Annotated in this window: 23 protein-coding genes; 7 read left to right on the forward strand and 16 right to left on the reverse strand. The window is 36.0% G+C overall.

Annotated elements, in window-relative coordinates; genetic code table 11:
* Window positions 1–71: 71 nt before the first annotated feature.
* Window positions 72–2156: an ATP-dependent DNA helicase RecG gene (gene recG / locus DRF57_RS19785; protein WP_047489314.1), complete on the forward strand. Its 2085-nt coding sequence runs from the start codon at window positions 72–74 to the stop codon at window positions 2154–2156.
* 604 nt (window positions 2157–2760) lie between these two features.
* Here recG and DRF57_RS19790 read toward each other — a convergent pair.
* The 4 genes from DRF57_RS19790 to dapA form a co-directional block, all read right to left on the reverse strand.
* Complete coding sequence (locus DRF57_RS19790; protein WP_084086741.1) at window positions 2761–3207, reverse strand: response regulator; 447 nt, start codon at window positions 3205–3207, stop codon at window positions 2761–2763.
* Window positions 3200–3781, reverse strand: coding sequence for a helix-turn-helix domain-containing protein (locus DRF57_RS19795; RefSeq protein ID WP_084086742.1), 582 nt, complete (start codon window positions 3779–3781; stop codon window positions 3200–3202). The genes DRF57_RS19790 and DRF57_RS19795 overlap by 8 nt, the downstream gene beginning before the upstream one ends.
* 289 nt (window positions 3782–4070) lie before the next feature.
* The gene (locus tag DRF57_RS19800) at window positions 4071–4574 is read right to left on the reverse strand and encodes a GNAT family N-acetyltransferase (protein ID WP_084086743.1); all 504 of its coding nucleotides are present in this window, start codon (window positions 4572–4574) and stop codon (window positions 4071–4073) included.
* Between the two features lie 132 nt (window positions 4575–4706).
* Window positions 4707–5579, reverse strand: a complete 873-nt coding sequence (gene dapA / locus DRF57_RS19805) for a 4-hydroxy-tetrahydrodipicolinate synthase (protein WP_084086744.1) — start codon at window positions 5577–5579, stop codon at window positions 4707–4709.
* A gap of 107 nt (window positions 5580–5686) precedes the next feature.
* Between dapA and DRF57_RS19810 the strand changes: the two genes are divergently transcribed.
* From DRF57_RS19810 to recO, 4 genes are read left to right on the forward strand one after another with little or no spacing between them, the layout of a single operon-like run.
* Window positions 5687–6445 (forward strand): 5'-nucleotidase C-terminal domain-containing protein, encoded by a 759-nt coding sequence (locus tag DRF57_RS19810; protein WP_115920447.1) that lies wholly within the window; start codon window positions 5687–5689, stop codon window positions 6443–6445.
* A complete protein-coding gene (locus DRF57_RS19815; RefSeq protein WP_115920448.1) occupies window positions 6445–7395 on the forward strand; it encodes a bifunctional metallophosphatase/5'-nucleotidase in 951 nt (316 codons plus the stop codon). The genes DRF57_RS19810 and DRF57_RS19815 overlap by 1 nt, the downstream gene beginning before the upstream one ends.
* A gap of 1 nt (window position 7396) precedes the next feature.
* Entirely contained in the window at window positions 7397–9652 is a 2256-nt protein-coding gene (gene porZ, locus DRF57_RS19820; RefSeq protein ID WP_047489334.1) for a type IX secretion system anionic LPS delivery protein PorZ, read from the forward strand.
* Window positions 9652–10338, forward strand: coding sequence for a DNA repair protein RecO (gene recO, locus DRF57_RS19825; RefSeq protein ID WP_115920450.1), 687 nt, complete (start codon window positions 9652–9654; stop codon window positions 10336–10338). The genes porZ and recO overlap by 1 nt, the downstream gene beginning before the upstream one ends.
* 29 nt (window positions 10339–10367) lie before the next feature.
* Here recO and DRF57_RS19830 read toward each other — a convergent pair whose 3' ends face one another.
* From DRF57_RS19830 to DRF57_RS19845, 4 genes are all read right to left on the reverse strand, one after another.
* Window positions 10368–13022, reverse strand: coding sequence for an MGH1-like glycoside hydrolase domain-containing protein (locus DRF57_RS19830; protein ID WP_115920452.1), 2655 nt, complete (start codon window positions 13020–13022; stop codon window positions 10368–10370).
* A gap of 75 nt (window positions 13023–13097) precedes the next feature.
* Window positions 13098–13907 (reverse strand): glucose 1-dehydrogenase, encoded by an 810-nt coding sequence (locus tag DRF57_RS19835; RefSeq protein WP_047489343.1) that lies wholly within the window; start codon window positions 13905–13907, stop codon window positions 13098–13100.
* Window positions 13908–13980: 73 nt separating this feature from the next.
* Complete coding sequence (locus DRF57_RS19840; protein ID WP_115920454.1) at window positions 13981–14454, reverse strand: GNAT family N-acetyltransferase; 474 nt, start codon at window positions 14452–14454, stop codon at window positions 13981–13983.
* Between the two features lie 8 nt (window positions 14455–14462).
* The gene (locus DRF57_RS19845; RefSeq protein ID WP_115920456.1) at window positions 14463–15080 is read right to left on the reverse strand and encodes a DUF1684 domain-containing protein; all 618 of its coding nucleotides are present in this window, start codon (window positions 15078–15080) and stop codon (window positions 14463–14465) included.
* A gap of 133 nt (window positions 15081–15213) precedes the next feature.
* Here DRF57_RS19845 and DRF57_RS19850 point away from each other — a divergent pair, with 133 nt between their 5' ends.
* Window positions 15214–16794, forward strand: a complete 1581-nt coding sequence (locus DRF57_RS19850; RefSeq protein WP_115920458.1) for a GMC family oxidoreductase N-terminal domain-containing protein — start codon at window positions 15214–15216, stop codon at window positions 16792–16794.
* Window position 16795: 1 nt separating this feature from the next.
* Here DRF57_RS19850 and DRF57_RS19855 read toward each other — a convergent pair whose 3' ends face one another.
* From DRF57_RS19855 to DRF57_RS19870, 4 genes are all read right to left on the reverse strand, one after another.
* On the reverse strand, window positions 16796–17662 hold the full coding sequence (locus tag DRF57_RS19855) for an AadS family aminoglycoside 6-adenylyltransferase (protein ID WP_115920472.1): 867 nt from the start codon (window positions 17660–17662) through the stop codon (window positions 16796–16798).
* A gap of 5 nt (window positions 17663–17667) precedes the next feature.
* Window positions 17668–18066 carry a hypothetical protein gene (locus tag DRF57_RS19860; protein ID WP_115920460.1) on the reverse strand — a complete coding sequence of 133 codons (399 nt, stop codon included), beginning with the start codon at window positions 18064–18066 and terminating at the stop codon, window positions 17668–17670.
* A gap of 76 nt (window positions 18067–18142) precedes the next feature.
* A complete protein-coding gene (gene mqo / locus DRF57_RS19865) occupies window positions 18143–19648 on the reverse strand; it encodes a malate dehydrogenase (quinone) (protein WP_115920462.1) in 1506 nt (501 codons plus the stop codon).
* A gap of 298 nt (window positions 19649–19946) precedes the next feature.
* Complete coding sequence (locus DRF57_RS19870) at window positions 19947–20969, reverse strand: NAD(P)H-dependent glycerol-3-phosphate dehydrogenase (protein ID WP_052188629.1); 1023 nt, start codon at window positions 20967–20969, stop codon at window positions 19947–19949.
* A gap of 244 nt (window positions 20970–21213) precedes the next feature.
* Here DRF57_RS19870 and DRF57_RS19875 point away from each other — a divergent pair, with 244 nt between their 5' ends.
* Window positions 21214–22248 carry a M23 family metallopeptidase gene (locus tag DRF57_RS19875; RefSeq protein ID WP_047489554.1) on the forward strand — a complete coding sequence of 345 codons (1035 nt, stop codon included), beginning with the start codon at window positions 21214–21216 and terminating at the stop codon, window positions 22246–22248.
* A 154-nt stretch (window positions 22249–22402) separates the two neighbouring features.
* Here DRF57_RS19875 and DRF57_RS19880 read toward each other — a convergent pair whose 3' ends face one another.
* The 4 genes from DRF57_RS19880 to DRF57_RS19895 all read right to left on the reverse strand — a co-directional run bounded on the left by DRF57_RS19880 (window position 22403) and on the right by DRF57_RS19895 (window position 25737).
* Window positions 22403–23578: an MBL fold metallo-hydrolase gene (locus DRF57_RS19880; RefSeq protein ID WP_084086752.1), complete on the reverse strand. Its 1176-nt coding sequence runs from the start codon at window positions 23576–23578 to the stop codon at window positions 22403–22405.
* A gap of 18 nt (window positions 23579–23596) precedes the next feature.
* Window positions 23597–24250 carry an NAD(P)-dependent oxidoreductase gene (locus DRF57_RS19885; protein WP_047489365.1) on the reverse strand — a complete coding sequence of 218 codons (654 nt, stop codon included), beginning with the start codon at window positions 24248–24250 and terminating at the stop codon, window positions 23597–23599.
* A 59-nt stretch (window positions 24251–24309) separates the two neighbouring features.
* Window positions 24310–24720: an Rrf2 family transcriptional regulator gene (locus DRF57_RS19890; protein WP_047489369.1), complete on the reverse strand. Its 411-nt coding sequence runs from the start codon at window positions 24718–24720 to the stop codon at window positions 24310–24312.
* Window positions 24721–24786: 66 nt separating this feature from the next.
* Complete coding sequence (locus DRF57_RS19895; RefSeq protein ID WP_047489373.1) at window positions 24787–25737, reverse strand: hypothetical protein; 951 nt, start codon at window positions 25735–25737, stop codon at window positions 24787–24789.

Here is a 25737-nt window from a genome sequence, read left to right on the forward strand (position 1 = left end):
TTACACCAATATTTTGGTGCTAAAAATTTTAAATCCCAGCTATTTTACCGAAATTAGGGCTCGTTTTTTAAATGACTTTAGATACTTCAATAGAATATGTAAAAGGAATAGGTCCTGAAAGAGCCAAACTCATCAAAAGTGTGCTGGGCCTTTCCACCGTGGAAGATCTTCTGAACTTCTACCCTATCCGCTATCTGGATAAAAGTAAAATTTATACAGTCTCTCAGCTTGAGGAAAGCAATCTTGATATCCAGCTGAAAGGGAAAATCACCCAGATACAGGAAATCCAGACCGGAAAAACAAAAAGACTTTCCGCCAAATTTAATGACCATACTGGCAGTATAGATCTTGTATGGTTTCAATATTCAAAATGGCTGAAGGAACAGATTCCTATCAACCGTGATGTGTATATCTTTGGAAAGATCAATGTTTTCAACAGGCAGTTTTCTATGCCACATCCGGAAATAGAAGCTGAGGAAAGTAAAGACAGTGACGTCCGCCTGAAACCTATTTATCCAAGTTCTGAAAAACTTACCAAAAGGGGGCTGGGCCAAAAATTCTTTCAAAATGCTCTCAGGAATATCTGTAAAGAGATTCCTCAACTTATTGAGGAAAATTTCCCGGAATATTTAATGAAAACCTTCAAGTTTATCTCAAGGCAGCATGCTTTTCTGAATGTGCATTTCCCAAAAGATATGGAGCATTTTGATAAGGCTGACTTCAGACTTAAATTTGAAGAGTCATTCTTTTTCCAATTGGGCTATGGCTTAAAAAAGCTTCATCATAAAACCCAGTCTCACGGCAATCCTTTTCCCATTATTGGGGATCATTTCAATGATTTTTATGAAAATCACCTTCCTTTTGATCTTACAAATGCTCAGAAAAGGGTTTTAAAAGAAATCCGTATGGATATGAAAAAGCCTATTCAGATGAACAGGCTTTTACAGGGTGATGTAGGATCCGGAAAAACAATGGTAGGATTACTTACCATGCTGATTGCAATGGATAACGGTTTTCAGAGCTGTATGATGGCTCCTACAGAAATTCTTGCCCAGCAGCATTATAACGGAATGAAGGATTTATTACAGGAAACAAATATCAATATCCGGCTTCTCACCGGCTCTACCAAAGCTTCTGAAAGGAAAATTATTCACGCAGAGCTTGAAAGTGGCAGTCTTTCTATTCTGGTTGGCACTCATGCTGTATTAGAAGATAAGGTTAAATTTAAAAATTTAGGACTCGCTATTATTGATGAGCAGCATAGATTCGGAGTAGCACAACGAGCAAAACTTTGGGCAAAAAATAAAATTCCACCTCACATTCTTGTGATGACCGCAACTCCTATTCCAAGAACATTGGCAATGAGTTTTTATTCAGATCTTGATGTGTCTGTGATTGATGAAATGCCAGTGGGAAGAAAACCTATAATTACTGCTCACAGGCGTGAAAAAGACAGGGCGTATGTGTACAATTTCTGTAAAGATGAGATCAAGAAAGGAAGACAAATTTATTTTGTTTATCCACTTATTGAAGAGTCTGAAACTTTAGATTACAAAAATCTGATGGAGGGGCTAGAACATGTCATGGAATACTTCTCAGATTATAATGTCACCATGCTTCATGGAAAAATGAAACCTGATGAAAAAGATGCTGCCATGACTTATTTTGCTTCAGGAAAAGCAGAAATTATGGTAGCTACAACGGTTATTGAAGTGGGAGTCAACGTTCCTAATGCATCTGTAATGGTTATTGAAAGTGCAGAAAGATTTGGTCTTTCACAACTTCACCAGCTTAGAGGACGTGTAGGAAGAGGAGCAGAACAAAGCTATTGTATTTTGATGACTTCAGATAAATTATCTAAGGAAAGCAGGACCCGTATCAGAACAATGACAGAGACCAATGATGGTTTTAAAATCTCGGAAGTCGACATGCAACTTCGAGGTCCCGGAGATATCCTGGGAACTCAGCAGAGCGGTGTCGTAGATTTCAAAAGATTAGACCTTATCAATGATTCGGCAATCATTAAGACTACAAAAAATACTGTAGACAGAATTCTGGAGGCTGATCCAATGCTGGCAAGACCTGATAATCTCATCATCAAAAATTATTACATCAGGTATTACAAAGGAAAGAATAAGTGGAGCAAAATTTCATAAAAAAAACCGCAGAAAATCTTTCCTGCGGTCCCCTTATAAAACTGTTATTTAGAAGAAATTACTTCTTGTCTGCCTAAAGAAAATTTATTTTAATAGTTTAGGTTTAATATTTTGTGATGTGGTGTGAAAATATTTATGCATTATTTGAATAGATTTCAAACCATAACTATTAAAATAAATTATAAAAAAACAAAATGAATTATTTTTCCAACTTGCTTATTATAAAAACTAACTGAATATAGAGGGAGACGAGGGAATGAAACGAATAAATATGTCTCCAACTACTTTTGAGTTTTCATGATTGTACCGTTTTGTTTAAAGATCTTCTATGCTTTATAATTGGAAATTAATATAATTCATTTTGTTAAATAACATCGTGATTTATATAAATACTTGTTGTGAAACAATTACTCTTCATTCATCTGTATCTTTTATTTATATCAAATTTGTGTCACTGATTCTATACTACAAAAGTCTGCATTTTTATTGAAAACCTTTTTATATTATTTCAGCTATTAATTATAAAATTTTCACCTATTTGTGAATACTATGTGATAAATATCGTTAAATAATCAAAAAATGGAATTAAAAAAACTATCACTACTTACACTTTCAGAATAAAATTCTCTTTATTTAAACCTGAAGTATGATACTGCCAATTGATCGTAATAACTTCTGTGAGTACTTTTTTCAGCTGATCAAATGCCTCCGGTTTTTTGATATACACATTTCCTCCTTTTACAAAGATATCTTCCACTTCATTTTCGGGAATTGATTCAGAATATATGGCTATTACCATATTGTTAAACTTCTGGTTATCCCTAATCTCCTCAATCCATTCTAAACTATTTTTCTCAGGAATTTCATACCTCATAAAGACAATTTCAGGAATAACAGCCTCTTCATTATTCAGATACTTCATTAAGGATATTCCACTGTTAAAACATTGAACTTTTATAGAAATTTTTAGCTCTTTAAATATATTTTTAAAAAAAATTAGAGTGTTTTCATTATCATCTGCTACGATTACGTTCAGAAATTCTTTATTCATACTGCATTTTATGGTTTATGGCCGTATTTTGGGCTCTGCGTCTTTTCCCTAGTATTTTTTGAAACTGGGAGGGGGTGATTCCGGTTGTATTTTTAAACTGAGTACTTAGATGGGCTACACTGGAGTAATTCAATTTGTGGGCGATTTCTGTGAGGCTTTGCTTATTTCTTATAATTAACACTTTAGCATGTTCTATTTTTTGCAAAATAATAAAGTTCTCAATAGAAGTAAAAGCAACTTCTGAAAAAAGATTGGAAAGATATCCATAGCTATGATTCAGCTTTTCAGAAATATAAATAGATGCTTTTACAGGGATAATCTCTTCAGAAAAAACAAGTTCTACGATAGCATCTTTTATCTTTTGTACCAAAGCCGTTTTCTGGCTTTCAATAATTTCGATACCATACTCTCCAAGATGTGTCTTAAAAAGATGATGTTGTTCCTGCGTTAGGGGTTCGTAAAACTCTACCTCTCCAAAGTTCAGCAACCTGTATTTCAGCCCGTGTTCTTTAAGTTTTTCATCTAACACTTTCTTACAGAGAGTGTTGAAATCAAATTTTACATACATTTTCATCCTATTATAGTAAGTCAAATTTTCAGTAAATATAATGATTTATTTCAATTAAATGTGAAATAGGTTTCTTTTTTTCGACAATGTATCCACAAAAAAATTCCTGCATTCAAGAATACAGGAATTTAAACACTAAGGATGAAAAAAATATACTGATAAAAAGCTAAATCAGCTCAAAACCAAGCATATGAATGTATTATTAAAAGTGATTTGGTTCTGAAGCAAAGATGAATCAAAAAAAGAAATCACTTGTTATAGAATTACAAGAGAAAGTTACAAGATTTTAAGTCAATCATTTGTGAATTAGAAACTCCATCAAAAAATCGTCCATTACAAACCCTCTTCCAATATCAAAAGTTCCTTCCCCAAACACCTTGTATCCCTGGGATTCATAAAAATTTCTGGCAGAATTATATTTATTAACATTCAAAATAATTCTTTCATTTCCATTTTCAGCTACTTTAAGATTCAAAAATTGAAGTGCTTCTTTTCCAAAGCCTTTCCCTTTACTTTCCGGAACCAGATAAATACGGTGGAGCTTTGTGGTCTGGGGTTCATAATCGTGTTCATATCCGATAAAACCTTCAAAAGAACTGTTATTCTCATCCTGAATCAGATAATAATGATAATCCGGATTTTGGAGATGATTTTCAATCTCAGTCTCAGAATACATTTCTGCAAGCATATACTCCATCTGTTCAGCCGAAAGAATATCTGCATAAGCATTTTCCCAGGATCTTCTTGCTAAATCCTGAATCAAAGGAATGTCCTTTACCATCGCTTCTATTAATTTCATTATTTTTATTTTATGATTAAAAAAAAGTGAAAAGTCTGAACTTTTCACTTTATGAGATTATATCAATGATCTGTTTTCAACAATGAATCGGTCTATATTAATCTCTATTCATTGCTGACGGTTGATATTCTATTAAATATTTGCCATTTCAGCTTTAATCTTTGCATAAAGTCCTTCTGAAGCAGGAACCAAAGGAAGTCTAAGGTGGTTTTTAATAATTCCTTTTTCAGCAAGAATTACTTTAATCCCGCAAGGATTCCCTTCAGCAAAGATTAAACGTGTGATTTCAACCAGCTTATTATGAATTTCATAAGCTTCTTTTACCTTTCCTTCAAAAGCCAGCTGTACCATTGTGGAAAACTCCTTAGGGTATCCCTGTCCAATCACAGAAATTACACCATTTCCACCAGCCAACGTCACAGGAAGTGTATACTCATCATCTCCGGAAACCAATGAAAACCCTTCAGGTTTTTTTCTTAAAATATCAAAATACTGAAGAATATTGGGTGCTGCTTCCTTGATCATAAAGAGATTAGGAAATTCCTTTGCAATACGAATAGTAGTATCTGCATCAATATTCTGCCCTGTTCTTGAAGGAACATTGTAGATGATGATTTTTTTCCCTGTGGAAGCCAATACCTTGTAATGTTGGTAAAGTCCTTCCTGGTTAGGCTTATTGTAATATGGAGATACAGAAAGCACTGCTTCAAATGCAGAAAGATCTGCTTCTTCAATCTGTTTCTTTACTTCAAGAGTATTGTTACCGCCAATTCCTAATACCAAAGGAAGACGTTTATTATTTACATTAATGATATGCTCAATTACCTGTTTCTTTTCTTCATCAGAAAGCGTAGCGGCTTCTGCCGTAGTTCCCAATACTACCAAATAATTGGTTCCGTTTTCAATATTGTATTCAACAAGTTTGGTTAAACTGTCGAAGTCAACGGATAAATCTTCATTAAAGGGTGTTACCAATGCAACACCTACTCCTTTTAAAATGCTCATCTGTTCGAATTATTTTTGTCAAATTTAATAATTTACAATAAGAATTTGTAATAAATAATAATGTTTTATTATTCATATGGTTATATTTGCATATACTAAAAGATATTATGAAAAATAAATTCTTGTTACTAGGAATTGCTCTGGCATCGCTTACCGCCTGCAAAACAGCATCCACGCTGCAGCTTGCAAACGTACAGCCCCAGCAGAATATTTCTATTAATAACGAGCTAAAGAATGATGAGGAATTTGTAAAGGTAATTGAACCTTATAAAGAGAAACTGGACCGGGAAATGAATCAGAAAATTTCTCATACAAGTGTAGACCTTACAAAGCAGGGAGACAACAGTAATCTCGGTAATCTTTTAGCGGATTATACATTTGAAGGAGGGAATGAGTGGGCAAAAATAAATCTTAAGAAAAATGTAGATGCTGCCTTGATCAATATCGGAGGAATCCGTACAACCATTGGAAAGGGTGATATTATGCTGAAAAACATTTTTGAAGTAATGCCTTTTGAAAATGAGGTGATTATTGTTAAAATGAAAGGGACTGATCTTCAGGGTCTTTTTGATTATTATGCAAAAACTCAAGTCAACAACCCTGTTTCCCATTTGTATATTGAAACAAAAAACGGACAACTTAATCAATCGTTAATTAACGGGCAAAAAATAGACACTGATAAAGACTATTATATCGCTACCTCAGACTATCTTGCTTTGGGTGGAGATAATATGAAATTCTTTGCCAAAGGAGAATCAATTCCGACAGGAATAAAACTTAGAGATTTATTTATTGAATATTTCAAGAAAACTCCGGAAGTAGTGCCTAATACAGATGTTCGTTTAAATTTTATTGGTAAAAAGTAATGGATAGAAAAAGTTTTTTAAAAGCAATAGGTGGTGGAACTTTAGCAATGGCTTTAGCTCCTAATATGATGAAGGCGGAAGGATTAGCTATTCCTGGATTACAATCCGCAACTAAACTGACTATTCTTCATACCAATGATCAGCATAGCAGAATAGAGCCTTTTGATGCAAGTTATACCAAAAATCCAAATCAGGGAGGTTTTGCCAGAAGAGCTAGCTTAATTCAACAGATCAGAAATCAGGAATCTAATGTATTACTTCTTGATTCCGGAGATATTTTTCAGGGAACTCCCTATTTTAATTTCTTTGGGGGTGAGCTGGAATTTAAATTAATGTCCATGATGAAGTATGATGCTTCTACCATGGGAAATCACGATTTTGATAATGGTTTAGATGGATTTTCAAAGGTTCTTCCTACTGCAAAGTTCCCATTTATCTGTTCTAATTATGATTTCAAGAATACAATACTTGACGGGAAAACTTCTCCTTATAAGATCTTTAATAAAAACGGTATTAAAGTAGGAATTTTTGGAGTAGGCATCCAGCTGGATGGTCTTGTGGGTAAAAAGCAATATGGAGAAACTGTATACTCTAGCCCCATTGATGTAGCACAGCATTATTCAAACTTTCTGAAAAAAGACCAAAAATGTGATCTTGTAATCTGTCTTTCCCACATTGGGTATGATTACAAAGACGAACCTAATAAAATAAGTGATAAAATTTTAGCTGCCAGTACAGAAAATATTGATATTATTTTAGGCGGCCATACCCACACTTTCCTTCCTGAACCTCAAACTTTCACCAACAGACAAGGTAAGAAGGTCTTGGTTAACCAGGTTGGATGGGCAGGGCTCCTTTTGGGAAGAATAGATTTTCACTTTGATACAAATAAAAACGTACAGCATATCTCCTGGAACAATCAGGTAATAGACAGCAGCATAATAGCATAATATGAAAAAACTCTCTTTAATTTCTCTTGGTATTTTAGCATCCCTGCAGTTTACAAAAGCGCAGGTCATTTCATCAAAAAAATGGTCAGATCTTTTTTCCTACAATAATGTCCTGGCCATGAAAGAAGACAATGGAAAAATAATAGCCGCAACAGAAAACGGATTATTCTATTATACTATAGGAAGTGGAGAGATTACAAAACTGTCTAAAGCTAACGGACTCCATAATATCGGAATCACCGCTTTCGATTATAATTCACAAACCAAGACAGGTCTTATTGGGTATTCCGATGGATCTATGGATGTGATTACTCCTCAGGAAATTAAATACATCGTTGATATTCCAATTGCCACAGGTTACAACGGAAATAAAAAAGTTAACCATATTTCTATCACAGGAGATAAGGCGGTTATTTCTGTAGGGTATGGAGTCTCTATATTTGATCTTAAAAAGAAAGAGTTTGGAGATTCTGCATTTTTCCTTAGCGGAGGGATATATGAAGCCAGTAATGAAGCGACCATATTCGGAAACAAAATTTATTCTGTAACCAATACAGGATTGAAAAGCCATGAGATCAATACTACATTTCCTGTATTTTCTACATGGACAACAGAAGTTCCGGGAGCATTCAAAAATATAGATGCTGAGTCTGAATTGGTGTTTTCATCCGCCACCTCTGCATTCATGTATAATAATGGTACTCCCACTCCACTTCCTGCCAGTTTTGCAAATATTCAGGATGTGGTGATCACCCAAAATAATATTGTAGTAACCGATAACAGAATCTATACCTTTGGACTCAACGGCATTTCTTTAAATGCTATAAGTCTTGGAGAAGATTGTAATACAGCTACAATAGCGGGTGGAAAAGTGTTTGGAGGAACTGTATTATCAGGAATAAAAGATGAAGGTAACAATACTTATAAACCTTCTGGTCCGTATTTTAATTTTGCCTATAAATTAAATCTGTACGATAACAATCAGATGCTTGTCTCCAGTGGGGCAAGAGCAGATATTTATAACTTCCCGGTAGAAAATCCTAAAAAACCAGGGTTCTATTATTTCAATGGTACCGAATGGATATACCCTTCCTATTTTAATAAGACGAATATAGGACAAGTCAATGTACTTGATGCAGTCATGAGCCCTATCAGCAACAATGAAGTATTCTTTACCAATTATACCATGTTTAACAATGGAGTCTATAAAATGAAATACAATGCAAGCAGCAAAGACTTTGAATTGGTAAAATATTATAATGTAGGGGGAGAGCCTTTTTACCGACGTCCTGTAGGTTTTGCTACAGATGCTCAAAGCAATATTTTTGTATCTATTGGATTTACAGATAATGGGCTTCCTTCAATGGGAATTTACGATAAAGCAGCAGATGATTTTATCATAAAAAAATATACTATTGCAAGTTCAGGCGTGCAAAAACCTATTCTATATGAAAATATGCTTTGGACACCCCTACCAAGAACAAATAATTTCTGGGTATATGACTATAAAAATGCAACCAATCTTTCTGACGATACCGATTATTTATTAAAGGAATCTAATGGAATTGCAGGTGAAGGAACTTTATCTGTAGCATTTGATAAATCCGGAGATGCATGGATTGGCAGTGATAATGGGTTAAGAATTCTTCCTAACGCAGCTTCTGAGATAAAAACGCCAAGTCCTACAGCATCCCCTATTATTATAGAACAAAACGGTCTTCCGGAAGAACTTTTCAGAGACTCACAGATTCTTCAGATTGAAGTGGATGCAGGGGATTATAAGTGGGTATCTGTAGAAGGTGGTGGTGTATACTATCTTTCTTCTAATGGAGAAAAGACAATAAAACATTTTACAAAAGAAAACTCCCCCCTTCCTACCAATAGTATAACAGATATCAAGGTAGATAAAAAGACCGGTAAGGTATATTTCGTCACTTATAACGGTATTGTCACTTATCAGGGAGATGTTGCAGATGTAAATTCAAATTTTGGAGATGTATTAGTTTACCCGAATCCTGTAGTATATTCTAACTTTAAGGGAAAGGTTACCATTAAAGGTTTGGCAGAAAAAACGAACATAAGAATTGTAGATGCAGCAGGAAATGTAGTACATTCTGCTGTGGCAAGAGGAGGCTACTATGAGTGGGATCTTAACAATCAGAGAGGAACAAGAGTAGCTTCAGGTATTTATTTTGTATTAATGACTAATGAAGACGGTTCTGATAAAGCTACAGCCAAAATAGGGGTAGTCAATTAATGAATTCACAAAACGGATTTTTACTTTCATTTATAAAGTACGGAGAAAATGATGCTGTACTGCATTGTTTTACAGAAGAGGAGGGTTTTCAGACTTATTTTCTTAAAGGGGTTTACTCCAAGAGAAATAAAAAGAAAGCCCTGCTGCAGCCGTTGAGCAAACTCAGCTTTTCCATAAACCCAATAAGAGGTAACGGCATAGCATCAGTATCAAAGTTTGAACTGGTAAAAAACAATGATATTTATAATGATATAAAAGTAAATACCATTATTTTTTTTATTTCGGATTTCCTTAGTCAGATTCTTAAATTTGAAAATAAAAACCTCACTATATTTTTTAGTATTGATGAATTTATTGATCAGCTTATCAACAAAAATTATCAATCACATCTTCTTTTTTTACTCGCTGTTTTAAAAATTCAGGGAGTTACTCCCTTAATTGGTGAAGGAAGATTTTTAGATCCGGAAACGGGCACTTTTTCAGCCAGTTCCACCCACCATATCTTCAGTGAAGAAATCTCATTACTATGGAGAACAGCTCTCACTGCCGAAAACTTTTACACGACTAAAATCCATTCTTCCATGAGGAAAGATTTCCTGGATAGTCTTTTAGTCTATTACCATTATCATATCACCGATTTTAAAACACCTCCTTCATTGGAAATTATACAGCAGATATTCGAATAGAGTAAAGATAACCAGAAATTTATTTTTCGCTATTTCGCTTCCTCCGGCATTTCAGTTTCAGATTCTGCAATTTCTTTTTTGGTGAATCTTGGCTGCAGAATTTTTGCGATCAATCCCGTCCAGCCTGTTTGATGAGAAGCACCTACCCCACGGCCATTATCACCATGAAAATATTCATAAAATAAAATATAATCTTTAAAATCCGGATCCGTCTGGAATCTTTCGTACTGACCATTCACTGGGCGTTTCCCATTTTCGTCTTTTAAAAATATTTTTGAGAGTCTTTTACTTAAAGAATCCGCTATCTGATCCAGATTAGAATAATTTCCACTTCCTGTAGGGTATTCTACCATAAAATCCGGGCTGTAGTAGAAGAAAAAACGCTGAAGGCTTTCAATAATAAGAAAATTAATAGGAAACCAAATGGGTCCACGCCAATTGCTATTTCCGCCAAAGAGCCCGCTATCACTTTCTGCAGGGGTGTATTTCACACAATAATCCGTTTCATTAAGCTGTAAAGTATATGGATTTTGTTCATATTCTTTCGACAAAGCTCTGACTCCGTAATCACTTAAAAATTCCTCCGTATTCAGCATCCTGCTCAACAGTCTTTTTAAACGGTGTCCCCGAAGCAAAGATAAAAGGTGCTTAGAATCCTGTCCTTTAACTTCCCATCTGGAAACCAGAGAAGCGAGTTCCGGTTTATTTTCCAGTACCCATTTCATTCTCTTCTTAAAATTGGGAAGATTTTCAATCATTTCGTCATCTATGACCTCAACGGCAAACATTGGTATCAACCCTACAATTGTCCTTAACCTTAAGTACATATGGGTATTGTCACTGGAGGCAATCGCATCATAAAAAAATTCATCTTCCTCATCCCAAAGGCTGAAATTTTCATCCCCCATATTATCCAATGAATGGGCAATAGACAAGAAGTGTTCAAAAAACTTCATAGCCATTTCTTCGTACACCTTGTTATATAATGCCAGTTCGAGTGCTATTCTCATCATATTCAGGGCAAACATGGCCATCCAGCTTGTCCCGTCAGCCTGTTCGAGCTGCTCACCATTGGGAAGTGCAGAATTCCTGTCGAAAACACCAATATTATCAAGCCCTAAAAATCCTCCTTCAAAAATATTATTCCCGTTACTGTCTTTTTTGTTCACCCACCAGGTAAAGTTCATCAGCAGTTTCTGAAATGCACTTTCAAGAAATTCAAGGTCCGGTTTACCTCGTATATATTCATCAATTTTAAACACCCTGAAAACAGCCCACGCATGTACCGGAGGGTTAACATCGCTGAAATTCCATTCGTAGGCAGGAAGCTGGCCGTTAGGATGCATATACCATTCAAACAGGAAAAGTTTAAGCTGATGTTTGGCAAAATCAGGATCAATTAATGAAAAGCTGATAGTATGGAAAGCCAGATCCCAGGTTGCATACCATGGATATTCCCATTTATCAGGCATGGAGATAATATGGGCATTGTTTAGATGCTTCCAGTCATAATTTCTTATTTTATCCCTGGATTTTGGTGGTGATATTTCTGCAGGATCTCCTTTCAGCCATTTTTCAACATTATAATGATAGAACATTTTATTCCAAAGCATTCCTGCAAATGCCTGTCTCTGCACCATTTTTTCATCTTCTGACTGAATCCCCTTCTGGACTTCAGCATAAAATTCATCTGCTTCTTTCTGTCTCAGATTAAAAATAGGATCAAAATCATTAAAGGGTTCTTTCAATTCTTTATCCGTCATCCTGAATTCAAAGGTTTTTGACTCTTTACCTTTAAAATCTTCATCAATAAAGAACGAGGCTTTTGTGCCTACATTTTGGGAGTTAACCGACTGAGCATTCCCTGTCAGTATAAAATTATTAATCCCGTCTTTGCAGTATTCTGATGTATTAGGTGACTGATAAAGTCTTTTGTTATTGGTTTCATTATCACAAAACAAGGTTTTTATAGATTGTTTTGCATAGATATTTTTTATTTCAAGGTCTTTATGACTTAGTCTGATATGATCTGCTTCATGGGCACTCATCTCCGGTTGATATTCATCATACCCCCAATTCCATGTATTTCTGAACCAGACGGTAGGCAGTATAACAAGAGAAGATTCTTTTTCAGCCTTGTTGATAATGGTAAGTCTTATTAAAATATCATTTGGACCTTCTTTAGCATATTCAATGAAAATATCAAAGTATTCATTAGTATCAAAAATTCCTGTATCAATGAGCTCATATTCAGGTTCTGTTTTACCTCTTTCTGCATTGGTTTTCACAAGATCTGCATATGGGAAAGCATTTTGCGGATATTTGTACAACATCTTCATATAAGAATGGGTAGGGGTAGAATCCAGGTAATAAAAGTATTCCTTCACATCCTCACCATGATTTCCCTGTCCGTTGGTAAGACCAAAGAACCGTTCTTTCACCATTTCATCCTTTTTATTCCAGAATCCGACAGAAAAGACCAATTGCTGAAGGTCATCACAGATGCCACATATCCCTTCTTCACCCCATCTGTATGTTTTAGCTTCTGCAGTATTATGACTGGTATAATTCCAGGCATCCCCGTTCTCACTGTAATCCTCACGTACAAGTCCCCATTCACGGTTACTTACATAGGGGCCCCATTTTTTCCATAAAATATCTGAAATTCTCTGTTTTTCTGACATAATGAAATCATTAATAATTCAACATCCTCTACTTTGAAATTTTAAAACCTGCCAAACCCAACTTATAACTCTCACCTATCCTCCGGTTGAAAAGCTCTCAAACGTAGTCATTCCCCCATCAACAAAAATGCTGGTTCCGGTTATATAATCAGCAAGGTCACTGGCGAGAAATGCTGCTAAGTTTCCTATATCTTGCGGCTGTCCGATTCTGTTGTAAGGGATAAGGGTAAGAAGGGCATTAAGTGCTTCAGGAGTTTCCCAGGCCCCTTTATTTATTGGAGTCTGGATCGCTCCCGGACAAATAGAATTGACCCGGATCCTATCCGCTCCGTATTCCTGTGCTAAGGTCTGCATCAGCATTCTGACAGCCCCTTTACTCGATGCATAGTTGGCATGTCCTGCCCAGGGAATAATTTCATGAACGGAACTGATGTGAATAATTTTACCACAGGCAATAGATCGGGATGGATCAATACCCCGACGGAGAAATTCTTTGACAGCTTCTCTTGCACAGAGGAATTGCCCCGTCAGGTTGACACCAATCACGGCATTCCATTGATCTATTGTCATCTCTGTAAATTGGGCATCTTTTTGAATTCCTGCATTATTAACCAGTATATCCACGGTACCCAATTGAGAGACAACATCCTGAAACATGGCAATGACCTGGTCTTCTTTAGAAACATCGCACTGGTAGGTAATACCTTTCCCTCCTGCATCGGTAATTTCTTTTAAAACAGCCTGTGCCTCTTCTAAAGATCTTTGTGAAGAGTGATTGACAACAACGGCAGCGCCTGCGGCAGCCAAAGATTTTGCAATTCCTGAACCTATTCCACTGGAGGCTCCTGTAACGATAGCCACCTGATTACGAAGTGATATTTCCATGTTTTGTCATTTGGTGATACTCAAAGTTATGGAAAGAAATCAGGAGGATGGGAATTTTGAATTTAAAATTTTCTTAAAGTTTCTTGTACATAAGATATTGAGGTCCACTTCTTCCGATTCTCGTTTTCCCTTCATAGGAATATCCCGCTTTAAGGTAAATATGATAGGCTGACTCATTTTTCTGATTCACAGCAAGAACAATTTCATGGCAATCTTTGAAATGATTTCTGATAAAATCATCCACTTTCATCATGGCTGTTTTTCCTATTCCTTTTCCCTGCATTTCAGGATTTACAGATAATGATCTCACCAGAACAGAATTTTTATTATCAGTCAGTTCCAACTTATCTTGACCAAAATCAAGTACGAAAAAGCCGACAGGATTTCCATCCTCAAAAATGGTAACAGGAAATGCATCATGATCATCCCTTTCTTCTATTCTCTGCAAAGCTTCTTCTGCTAATGCTGTAAATTGTGATTGCTTTTCGTCCAGCGTATATGTAATGGCTGAAAGATGTTCCGGAGTATAAAATTCTAAGCTTACCATAGTCAAATTTAGTGATGATAGATATCTTCATACATTACCCCTGCACGTATTTCCACAGGAAGTTTATTTTCTTCAGGCACAATAGGACAGTTATAATCGTAGGCATTATAAGCACAATAAGGGTGGTAGGACTGATTAAAATCCAGTACTATTGTATTTCCTTTTGGAATTTTCAGATCCAAATACTTTCCCCCACCATAGGTTTCTTTTTCATTGGTAGCATCCCGGAATGGAAGAAAAAGATAGTCCTGATATTTCTTCTGCTTAATTAAATCCAGGCTTTGGTATAAAGTAAGGGTATAAGGATTTCCATCCAGCTCAAAGCTTGCCTTTCCATATTCCTGATAAGACTTTGTTTTCCCTGAAGAAGTGGGAAGATCAAAAGGTTTTGTATCTTTTGATTTAACAAATTTTGCCGTAATTCTATATTTCATATCGATTGGAAAGAAAGGATGTTCTTTAAAATTTTTAAAGTTATCTCCCCGCAAAGGCGTTTCTTTCGGATTCAGATATTCAGCATTGAGTTCTTTCTGAAATTTTTTCACATCCATCACTTCTTTAGAAGTCGTTTTTTGGGAAAAAGCCCAGAGAGGAAGGATCAGAAAAAGCCATATAATTTTTTTCATAAATGCTATAAATTATAAGTAAAACTATGAATTTTTCAGGGTATAAACAGTTAAAATTATAATAAAAAGTATAATCTGTTTTAAATAAAAAACACTTTTGTGAAGTTAGCATACTTTTTGAGAAGCAAAACTCATGGACAGGAAAAAATTCATTAAGACAAGTGTGTTAGCAGTATCAGGCTTTTATTTTCTTCAATCTAATCTATTCCGGGCTGCAGAGCGGACAAGCGATAAGCAAAACAAAATTATAGAAGCTCCGATTGTTATCATTGGTAGTGGGTATGGAGGGGCTGTATCTGCTTTACGTCTTTGTGAAGCCGGAAAAAAAGTAGTGTTGCTGGAAATGGGGCTCAACTGGGAAAAGTCAAGAATTCCTTTTTCTAACCTGCTGAAACCGGGAAAAAGTTCTGCTTGGCTTAAAAAGAAAAGCATTGCCCCATTTATGAATATTTTTTCTTTAACTCCTTTTACCGGAACCCTGGACCGTTTAGATTTTGATCATATTAATATCTGGGTTGGACGGGGTGTTGGCGGTGGATCGCTCGTTAACGGAGGAATGGCAGTAACTCCTAAAGAAAGTTATTTCAAAGAAGTTTTCCCTCAGCTGGATGCAGAGAAGTTTTATCATCACTATTTCCCTTTGGTTCACGAAGAGCTTAAGGTAAATATCATTGATGAGGAGTTTTTAAAAGACTGTCCTTATTACAAATTTACACGGGTGGGAGAAGAGGAAGCTCATCAGGCTGGTTTTAAAACGATGAGAGTTCCCAATGTATATGATTTTAAATATATGGAGAAAGAATTTCGAAATGAAGTTCCCCGCTCTGCTCTTAATACTGAAGTGATCTATGGAAACAATCATGGTAAAAACAGTTTAGACAAAACCTATCTTAAGAAAGCACTGGAAACGGGAAATCTTGAAATTCTTGATCTTCACCGGGTAGATGATATAAAACTGAATGATGATAAAACCTATAGTGTAAACGTACAACAGACTGATACATCAGGCGCTCTAATTGCTGATAAAATATTCCATTGTAAAAAGCTTATTCTTGCTGCAGGTACAATGGGAACTTTACAGCTTCTGTTGCGATCCAATGCTGTAAACGGATTACCTCTTCACGAAGGCATCGGAAAAAACTGGGGTAACAATGGGAACTTTATGACCGGAAGGAATTGGGTAAAGCCTCTGTCCGGAGGAACAGGAGCAAAGCAATCTACCATTCCGGTAGGTGGTATTGATAACTGGGATGATAAGGAACATCCCTTCTTTACTGAGATTGCACCTTTACCTATGGGAATGGATGTAGCCACTGCCTTGTATTTATTAATTAACAGAGTTGATAAAAAAGGAGAAGTGACGTATGATACCATCAATCGGTCTCTGAAGTTGAATTGGGATGAAAGCCATACGGTCAAAATGAAGGAAAATGCCAAATACTTTGTCAGAAAAATGAATAAAGCCAATGGAGGAACCAGAAGTCATTTCCTGTTCAATAATGGTTTTGGAGCAGATATCTGCTATCATCCGCTCGGAGGATGTGTACTGGGTGAAACCACTAATGAATATGGTAAATTAAAGGAACATGAAAATCTCTATGTTTTAGATGGGTCATTAATCCCCGGAACAATTGGAGTAAATCCTTTTGTTACCATTACTGCCATTGCAGAATACTGTATTGAAAACCTGATCAAAGGGAGTGAATTTGCTTAAATTACGGCATTGATTTTACTTCAAGAAGATAAGTTCTGATGTCACTTTCAAGTTTAGAAGGATATGTAAAGTTCAGTTTTTGAGCTAAAGCAGTTCCCAGTTCTTGAATCAGGTCAGCGAAAGCAAACAGAGCAGTCCAGTTTTCTTCAATGGAGCTTCCGGAAAATGTAGCCTCCACTCTACTCCATAAATCTTCAGGCAGGTATTTTTTAAAAAGCCTTCCATGCTTATTGGTAGTCATGTTATCCCAGTTATGGTCGTTACCAATATGCCATTCAACCAGACTAACCAAATATTCTGCTCTCAGGATATTCTCAGACATGAATTTAGCATAAAAAATATCACCCCGTTTCAGACATTTTGCCACATAGGTGGTATCCCACCAGAAATCATTCATCAGCTGTTGAAATTCTTTTTCATCAGGCTTATGAATCATGATAGACTGATAAGTGGGAGGTTTCAGATCTTTTGTCAGGCCATCTTTATCAATCAGCACTTTATATCCTACATCCCAATCTTCTGGAAGTGCTCCTTTTTGTACTTCTTCCATAAATTCAGACACCTGATACAGCTTAAAATCAACTTTTACATGATCTCTGTACAAAACCATTTTCATGGCATGTCTTCCTTCAAAGACAGTATCATCTTCCTCAATCATAGAAATAGGATCTCCAAAAAGCTGAAGCCAGCTATTTCCGGATTCATAGTCTTTTCGGCTTTCAAAAACCAGTTCTACATCAAGATCACTCAGGTCATCTACCGGAGCATAAGGATTCACCAATGAGCTGGTCAGAAGAACAGCCCGGATATCGGGATTATTTTCAGCCCACTGAATAATTTGTTTCAGCTTTTCCTCTCTTATTTTCATATCATTCAGAATTCTGATATTTTTACACAATACACATCTGAAGAATTTCTCTTAATAGATTCTACAAAGAACCCTCCTTCTTCAGGAATCACTTCTTTTAAATCAAAACTTTTACAGTCTTTCGGAAGCCCCGAGAATATCAGGGTAAACCAAAAATCTTTCATGAAGGGAACCGGTGTCCAATAAGGGGAAATTGAGATATTTTCTGCATGAATAAGCTTACTTCTATGCTCAGACTGATTATCAAAAAGATACGTGGAATGCCAGATCCTGATCAGATTTCCCAGGAATGGTGATGCCGGAAAACAACAATGTATAATCACCTGTTTCTCCTCTTCTATTTTCGTTTGAAGGGACTCCAGGAGTTCTTTTGCTATGAGCGGCTTTACAACTACTTCTTCCACCTTTTTATAAGTAATAAGTAGTAAGCAATGAGTAATTCTGCTTGTATTGCTTACTACCCATTGCTTACTGCTGATGTTAATATTCTAATTCTAATTTTTCTTTTGTATAATTTCTCACCTCTTCAGTAAGTTCCGGATGTTCTGCCAATTTCTTCCCGTAAGAAGGAACCATCTCAAGCAATTTACCTTTCCATTCTCCCTGAATTTTTTCCGGGAAACATTTTTCAAGAACATTCAGCATAGCATATACCGCTGTGGAAGCTCCTGGTGAAGCCCCCAACAAAGAAGCAATAGTACCACTCTTGTTTACAACCACTTCAGTTCCAAATTCCAGTTTTCCTCCTTCTTTTTCGTCTTTTTTAATAACCTGAACTCTCTGTCCTGCTACTTTCAGTTCCCAGTCTTCCTCTTTGGCGTCTTTTACAAATTCTCTCAAATGCTGCATTCTCTGGGATTTTGTCATGGCAACCTGCTGAATAAGGTATTTTGTCAACGGGATATTATGCCACCAGGCACCAAATAATGACTTTAAATTTTTTGTATTAACACTTTCAGGCAGATCAAGGTAACTTCCTTCTTTCAGGAATTTTGTTGAAAACCCTGCGAAAGGTCCGAAAAGAAGAGCTTTCTCGCCATCGATAATTCTAAGGTCAAGGTGCGGAACAGACATTGGTGGGGCATCCACTGTTGCCTGTGTATATACTTTAGCCTGATGTTTTTTTACCAGCTCCTGATTATGGCTTACCAACCACTGTCCGGAAACAGGGAAACCTCCATAGCCTTCGCTTTCTTTAATATCCGAACTCTCTAATAACTGAAGTGCATATCCTCCGGCTCCGATAAATACAAAATCAGCAACAACCTCCTGTTTGTGGCTATGAATTCTGTCTTTTACCTTCATTTCCCATTTACCGTCTTCTCTTGGGTCAATATCTTTCACTTCATGGTATAAGAAAACCTCTACATTAGAATCTTCAAGCAGGTGTCTTCCCATTTTTCGGGTTAACGTTCCAAAGTTGACATCCGTCCCCATATCCATTTTCGTAGCTGCCATTATTTCAGATTGATTCCTTTTGCTCATTACCAAAGGAATCCATTCTTTCAGTTTCTCATGATCGGAAGAAAATTCCATTCCCGAAAAAAGAACAGAATCAACCATTTTATCATGACGCTTTCTAAGATATTCCGCATCTTTTTCACCAAATACCAAACTCATATGTGGACATGAATTGATAAACTCTTTAGGCTCTTTGATATATCCCTTTGTAATCAGATAAGACCAAAATTGTTTTGAAATTTCAAATTGTTCAGCAATACTTTCTGCTTTTGTTATATCAATGCTGCCATCTGGTTTTTCAGGGGTATAGTTTAGCTCACAAAATGCAGAATGTCCTGTTCCGGCATTGTTCCATGCGGCTGTACTTTCTTTAGCAAATCTTCCGAGTCTTTCGAAGATCGCAATTTCAAGACTGGGATCAAATTCATGGAGCATTGTTGCTAAAGTGGCGCTCATAATTCCGCCACCTATCAGTACAACGTCATATCTAGGTTTCGGCGTTCTGCTTGTAAGCGATTGTGACATAATTTTAAATTTTACTTCAAATTTCGGGAAAAGTTTTAAAAAGAGAAACGATTTTAACACGTTAATTTTTCTGGAAATAGACTTCTTTAGTAAACAACAAAAAATCATGGAAAATTTCAATACGTCTTCATTGAAATGATTGATAATAGCAACATATCAAATAGTAAAAACTCAAAAATACAGTTCCGGGGCTCAGCTACTATCTTTGATCATCACAGAAATAAATCCATAAAAAAACCCAAGCTGGGAGGCTTAGGTTAAAATATATTAAAACAAGGTTTATGCAAACCTTCTTTTTTTAATTCAGTTTCGCTGTCAGTTTTTTAAATTGCTTTTCAGCATTTTTGCCTTCATAAAGAATGGCATACACTGTATCAATAATTGGTAATTTAAGTTTTTTCTGCTTTGCTGTTTTATAGATGGAATCTGCGGCGTAATATCCTTCTGCCACCATATTCATCGATTGGATTGCCGATTTTACGGTATATCCTTTCCCGATAAGGTTTCCTAAGTTTCTGTTTCTTGAGAAAAGTGAATAAGCGGTTACCAAAAGGTCTCCCAGATAGGCACTTTCATTCACATCTCTTGGTGCTTCATAAATGGCTTCCAGGAAGGTTTCCATTTCACGAATCGCATTGGATACAAAAACTGCTGTAAAGTTATCTCCATATCCTAACCCACTTGCTATTCCGGCTCCAATGGCAAAAATATTTTTAAGAATAGCACTGTATTCATTTCCTAAAATATCTTTACTGGTTTGAACTTTGATAAAATCTGAACTGAAAATTTCTTTTAGCTTTTCAGAAGTTTCATCCTCTACCGTTGCAATTGTAAGATAAGAAAGCCTTTCCATTGCTACTTCCTCTGCATGACATGGTCCTGCTATAACCGCCTGATTTCTGAAACCAATTTTAAATTCATCACGTAAATAGTGGGCTACCACATCATTTACTTTAGGAATAATTCCTTTAATAGCAGAGATAAAGATTTTATCTGAATACTCACACGTCATTTTATCTAACGTATCAGACAGGTAAATGGATGGCGTTGCCAAAACAATAACATCACAGGCAGAAACCAATTCATTAATATCCGTGGTCAGTTTTAAACTTTTAAGATTAAAATGAGCCGCTGTAAGATAGGTGGGGTTATGTCCACGAAGCTCAATCGCTCCTTTTACAAACTCACTTCTTACACACCAGTGTACAACTTTACAGTTTTCAACAAGCATTTTTACGATAGCGGTTGCAAAACTTCCGCTTCCTACTACCCCTACAGAAATATCTTTTTTATTCTTTTTTGGATGAGAAGATTCTGACATTATTTTCTTTTTAGCCATAAATTGGAATGTGAACTGCAAAGATATTAAAACATAGACGTAACAAAGCTTTTGAAACAATGATAAAAGCCATTTTCTGAAAAAATTAACACTTAAACACAATTAAATATCTAATTATACGTTAAATACAGAAAATCATGAATTTTAATTAAAAATAAGTCACAAAGACTAATTTTAATTAAATTTGCAGTTTCAAAACCGTTTTAAACTTACTAAGAGAGGAAATATGAAAAAATTTCTAAACAGCAAGAAGAACGTAAACATTCTCCTCGGAGGGCTTTTACTAGTAGTTTTTGCACAAGGGATATGTATTGCCAAGTTATTCTCAGAGAAGGATGACAAAAATTACGAAGTAAACCTTGTAAAAATAAACACTGAAAGGGACAGTGTAGATTATTTGAAAATGAAAACAGATCTTAATCTTGTAGATCAGACTGTTTCACAGCTCAATTCTTTCCTGAAATCTAAGGACATTTCTAATGAAAAACTGATGGTTCTCAGCCAGGACAGCATTTCAAATTCTATTTATCTCGCCAAACAGGCCAACCGATATAGTCAGTATTTAATGGATCTGCAGAAAAAACTAATGCAGGTTCCCCTGGGAATGCCTACTGACGGATATATTTCATCAAATTTCGGGATTAGAAAAAATCCTATTCCATATAAAACTGTTTATGCTTCTGTAAAAACAAGTGCTGCCACAGAGTCTAAGCCTGTAGTGGCAGCAGCTCCAAAGCCGGAAGTAAAAGCTGAACCTGTGGAAAAAATTATTGAAGTGACAGACAGCTATGGTATTAAAAGGGAAATCAAGGTAATGGTAACTCCAAAAGCGGCTCCTGTGGCTGCTGCTCCCGCTCCCACTGCTGCAAAAGCTGTTGCCGGTACCACTTCTTCTTCTAAGACCATCGCAACTGCTGAAAAAAACAACCCACCTGCTGAAGCTGATCAGATGCAGTTTCATAAAGGATTAGATATTGCTGTTGCATATGGTTCTGATGTAAGAGCTGCCGCTGCAGGAACAATCATTTTTTCCGGACAGAAAGGAGGTTATGGAAACTGTGTTATTGTTTCCCACGGAAATGGATTAGCAACTCTATATGGACATTTATCACAGCTTGTTTCAAAAGTAAATGATAAGGTAAAAGTAGGCCAGGTAATTGCAAAATCCGGAAATTCAGGCCGTTCTACAGGCCCTCACCTTCACTATGAAGTACACAAAAACAATACTCCGGTTAATCCGAAGCTGTTTATGAATTTATAAAAAAAGGCTGTCCCATCGGACAGCCTTTTTCTTGTTATATCCAATTAAAAACTTTGTGAGTTATGAAATTGATATGTATTTCATACTAAGTTTTATTGTTTATATCTTGATCTTAAAGATGCTAAAAAATAGAATCAATAGGCAGATTCTTTTTTTATTTTAAAATCTTCAGAGTTCCTTTCGGATGAGTAAATGTACCGTCAGGTCCTGCAATATTTGAATATATTATATTTTTATTATAATCCTGAATATGGGTTACATTAAAACCCAGATGAGGTTCATGCCAATATACCATAAAAACATTCTTAGCCACTTCTACTGCAGTATATTGCACCGTATCTGTGGTATCTTTCGAAGGTCCGGCTGTTCCAAGGAATGACATGGTTTTATTATCTTTAAAATCAAGGATGAATTTTGTTGTTCCAAAATCTACCTCTACTTTATTTCCAATCGCCGGATAAGGTGATTTTAAATCCCAGGCCATTTCTCCCATAAACACTTTCACACCCATTTCCAATTCCTCTTTTCCGGGAAGAGTGGTATATTTTTTCACCATAAAATCTACAATGGCAGAGCTTGTTTTATTTTCTGTAACTGCTTTTTTATAGTTTTCAAGATAACCTTTAACAAAATCCAGGGACTGAGGAGAAAGTGACTGTTCTGAAAAATGGGAAGGAATCACCTGCTGAGGTTGTAAAGCTTTCATAGCATCAATCTGTGCTATCCACTGATCAATAGCTTTTACATTTTGAGTATCGGCCATCCAAAGATGTGAACCTGTAGAAACTGAAATTCCTCCAGCCACTGTTTTTAAAGACGGGATCCAGAGAAAACTATGGGCAGGATCTTCAGGATTCTGTCTGATCTCAATTTTATTTCCTTCAAGATCAGGAATGGCAGTAACAGCTTCCGGAACTATGATTTCTGAAGGAGCATCTCCTTTCATCTGTGGTTTCCAAACGGCCATCTTATCATCTTTTGAAGCAGCTATCAAATAGGCAGTCTGAGCTGTTGAAATAATCCTAGCATTTGGAAAGGCTTTTTTGATCACATCCAATCCAAAATAAAAATCTGGGTCACTATGTGAAATATAAACGGTTTTCAGATTTTTACCTGTTGCTTTTATTTCTTTCACCAATTGTTCCGCATATTGTTTCTGAAACTGAGCATCAACAAGCATGGCATCTTTATCCCCATAAATGATTGTTGAGGTAATGGAAAAAATTGCTTTAGATCCTGGATTATAGACTTTTACTTTAAGGTTACCAGCCCATACAAGACTTGCAAAACCAAGCATTACAGCCAAGGATAATAATTTCTTTTTAAACATATTTGTTATTTTTTATAATTAGTAAGCGGCTGTAAAACGTTCACGGATGTGATTATTCTGTTCCAATTCATCTACTAAAACTACGGCTACATCTTCAACAGAAAGACGGCTTCTTCCGTTGTCGTCAAATACGGGAGTTTCCAATGATGTCCTATACTGTGCAGTTCTTGCTCCTACATTAGCCTGATTCATTTCTACTGCCGGGCTGAAGAAAGTCCAATCCAATGTATTATTTTCTTTGATTTTGTTTAAATAATCTCTTGCTGCCGTTGCTCCCGGTTTGTATGCTTCCGGGAAATCAGGAGTATCCACAATCTGTACGTTGTCCGGAGTATATAGGCTTCCTGCTCCTCCTACTACGATAAGTCTTTTTACGCCTGCCTGTCCTACTGCTTTTTCAATGTTTACAGAACCATTTAAGAAATCATTGTAAAGGTTTGGATTCGTCCATCCGGCATTGAAAGCACTGATTACAGCATCACTTCCTTTTAGAGCATCTGCCAATTCATCTACATTGTTTACGTCAACACTTTTTGCCGTTACATTCTCTTGTGTTTTCACCTTCGATGCATCTCTTACCAAAGCCTCTACCGAATACCCTCTTTCAGTTAATTCTGTTACCACGTGTGCTCCTACAAATCCTGTTGCACCTATTACTGCTACTTTTTTCATAATGTTATATTTTAAATTAAATTGTAATAAAATTTGTTACATTTATAGTTAAAAAAATTTTATTCGAACTGATCAGCGAATTCTCTCAATGATTTATCTCCTAAAAAGTTAACTACCAATTGATCTGTTTCTTCAAATAATGTATTTAAATGAACATTGATTTCCTTTCCAACGCTACATGCAGGATTGGGGTTCTGATTTTTTTTGCCCAATACTTCTGTATTTTTTACCGCTTTATAGATCTCAGAAATTGTAATCAATTCTTCATTCTTTGCCAGCTGGCTCCCTCCTTCTTTTCCTTGTCTGCTAGCAATAAGACCCGCTTCTCTCAATACACTCATCTCCTTTCGGACAATTACCGGATTTACATTGATACTACCGGCAATCCATTCTGAAGTGAGCCACTCCTGAGGACTTTTTGCCAATAAGGTCATAATATGTACTGCCGTAGCAAATCTTGTATTGTTCATTATAATTACATGGCAAAGGTAAGCATTTTTTTAATTGTAACAAATTTTATTACAATTATTTTTTTCTTACAGTATAAGACGGTCCAGATCCAATAAGAGATAACTTATATTTTGATTGATCTTTCGGGTAGCAGACTGCATCTGATTGAGCATCGATGCACGACTGTGAAGATCTCCGGCCCTGTAGATCCCCCCGTCACTGAAAATCACCGAATGATCAGCAGCGTCTTTATTACCGTCGAACTGATAATGCAGCCATATTTCTTTTATGTTGGCAATAATAGATTTTTTTTCCATGCTTGAAAACCTTTTCTCGGTATACATATACCAAATAAACGGAGGAAAATTCGATGATCCCAATTTTTCTGTCCAGATATCCCTCAGCAGATTTCTATTATGGATAAATTCCACTTTTCTTCCTTTCGGGTTAAGTGTTGCCAACCCAAAGCCGGCTCCTAAAGCTCCCCCGCCAATATCAATTGCATTACTCCATCCATCACTTTTTACAATACCACCGGCTATGGAAGCTGCTGCCCCTGCAATGATAGAATATAAAATCAGTTTATTATTTCTGGAACTGTTAAGATCATTCACATAATTTTCAATTTGCTCTACCCTTTCTCCTTCACAATCAAATTCTGCGGCAACAGCATCCAATTCCGTTAAGGAAATAGCAATCTTGTTATTGATCTTTCCTTTAAGCTGCAAAACTTTAAGCTGGGAAGTAATAGAAGAGTCTTTTTTAAGCTCTATAATTTTATATACCTCATCCAGATTATTCAAGGCATTCAGGATCAGAATACTTTGCTCAGAAAGTACATTTTTAAGTTCTTTATTAGCTGTCAGAATGGAGTCAGAATTATACGAAGGCAGTTTGTTAATAAAGTTGTATTTAAAGGGTGCCTTACAATAGCTATCCTTCAGGGTCAATATATTCTGTTGAATAGCCTGAGTTTTTCTGGAAACACAAGATATCATTAAGCTAAAAATAGCCAAAAGGTAGAATAGATTTTTCAT

The sequence above is a fragment of the Chryseobacterium rhizosphaerae genome, from assembly GCF_003385455.1.
Lineage (GTDB): Bacteria > Bacteroidota > Bacteroidia > Flavobacteriales > Weeksellaceae > Chryseobacterium > Chryseobacterium rhizosphaerae.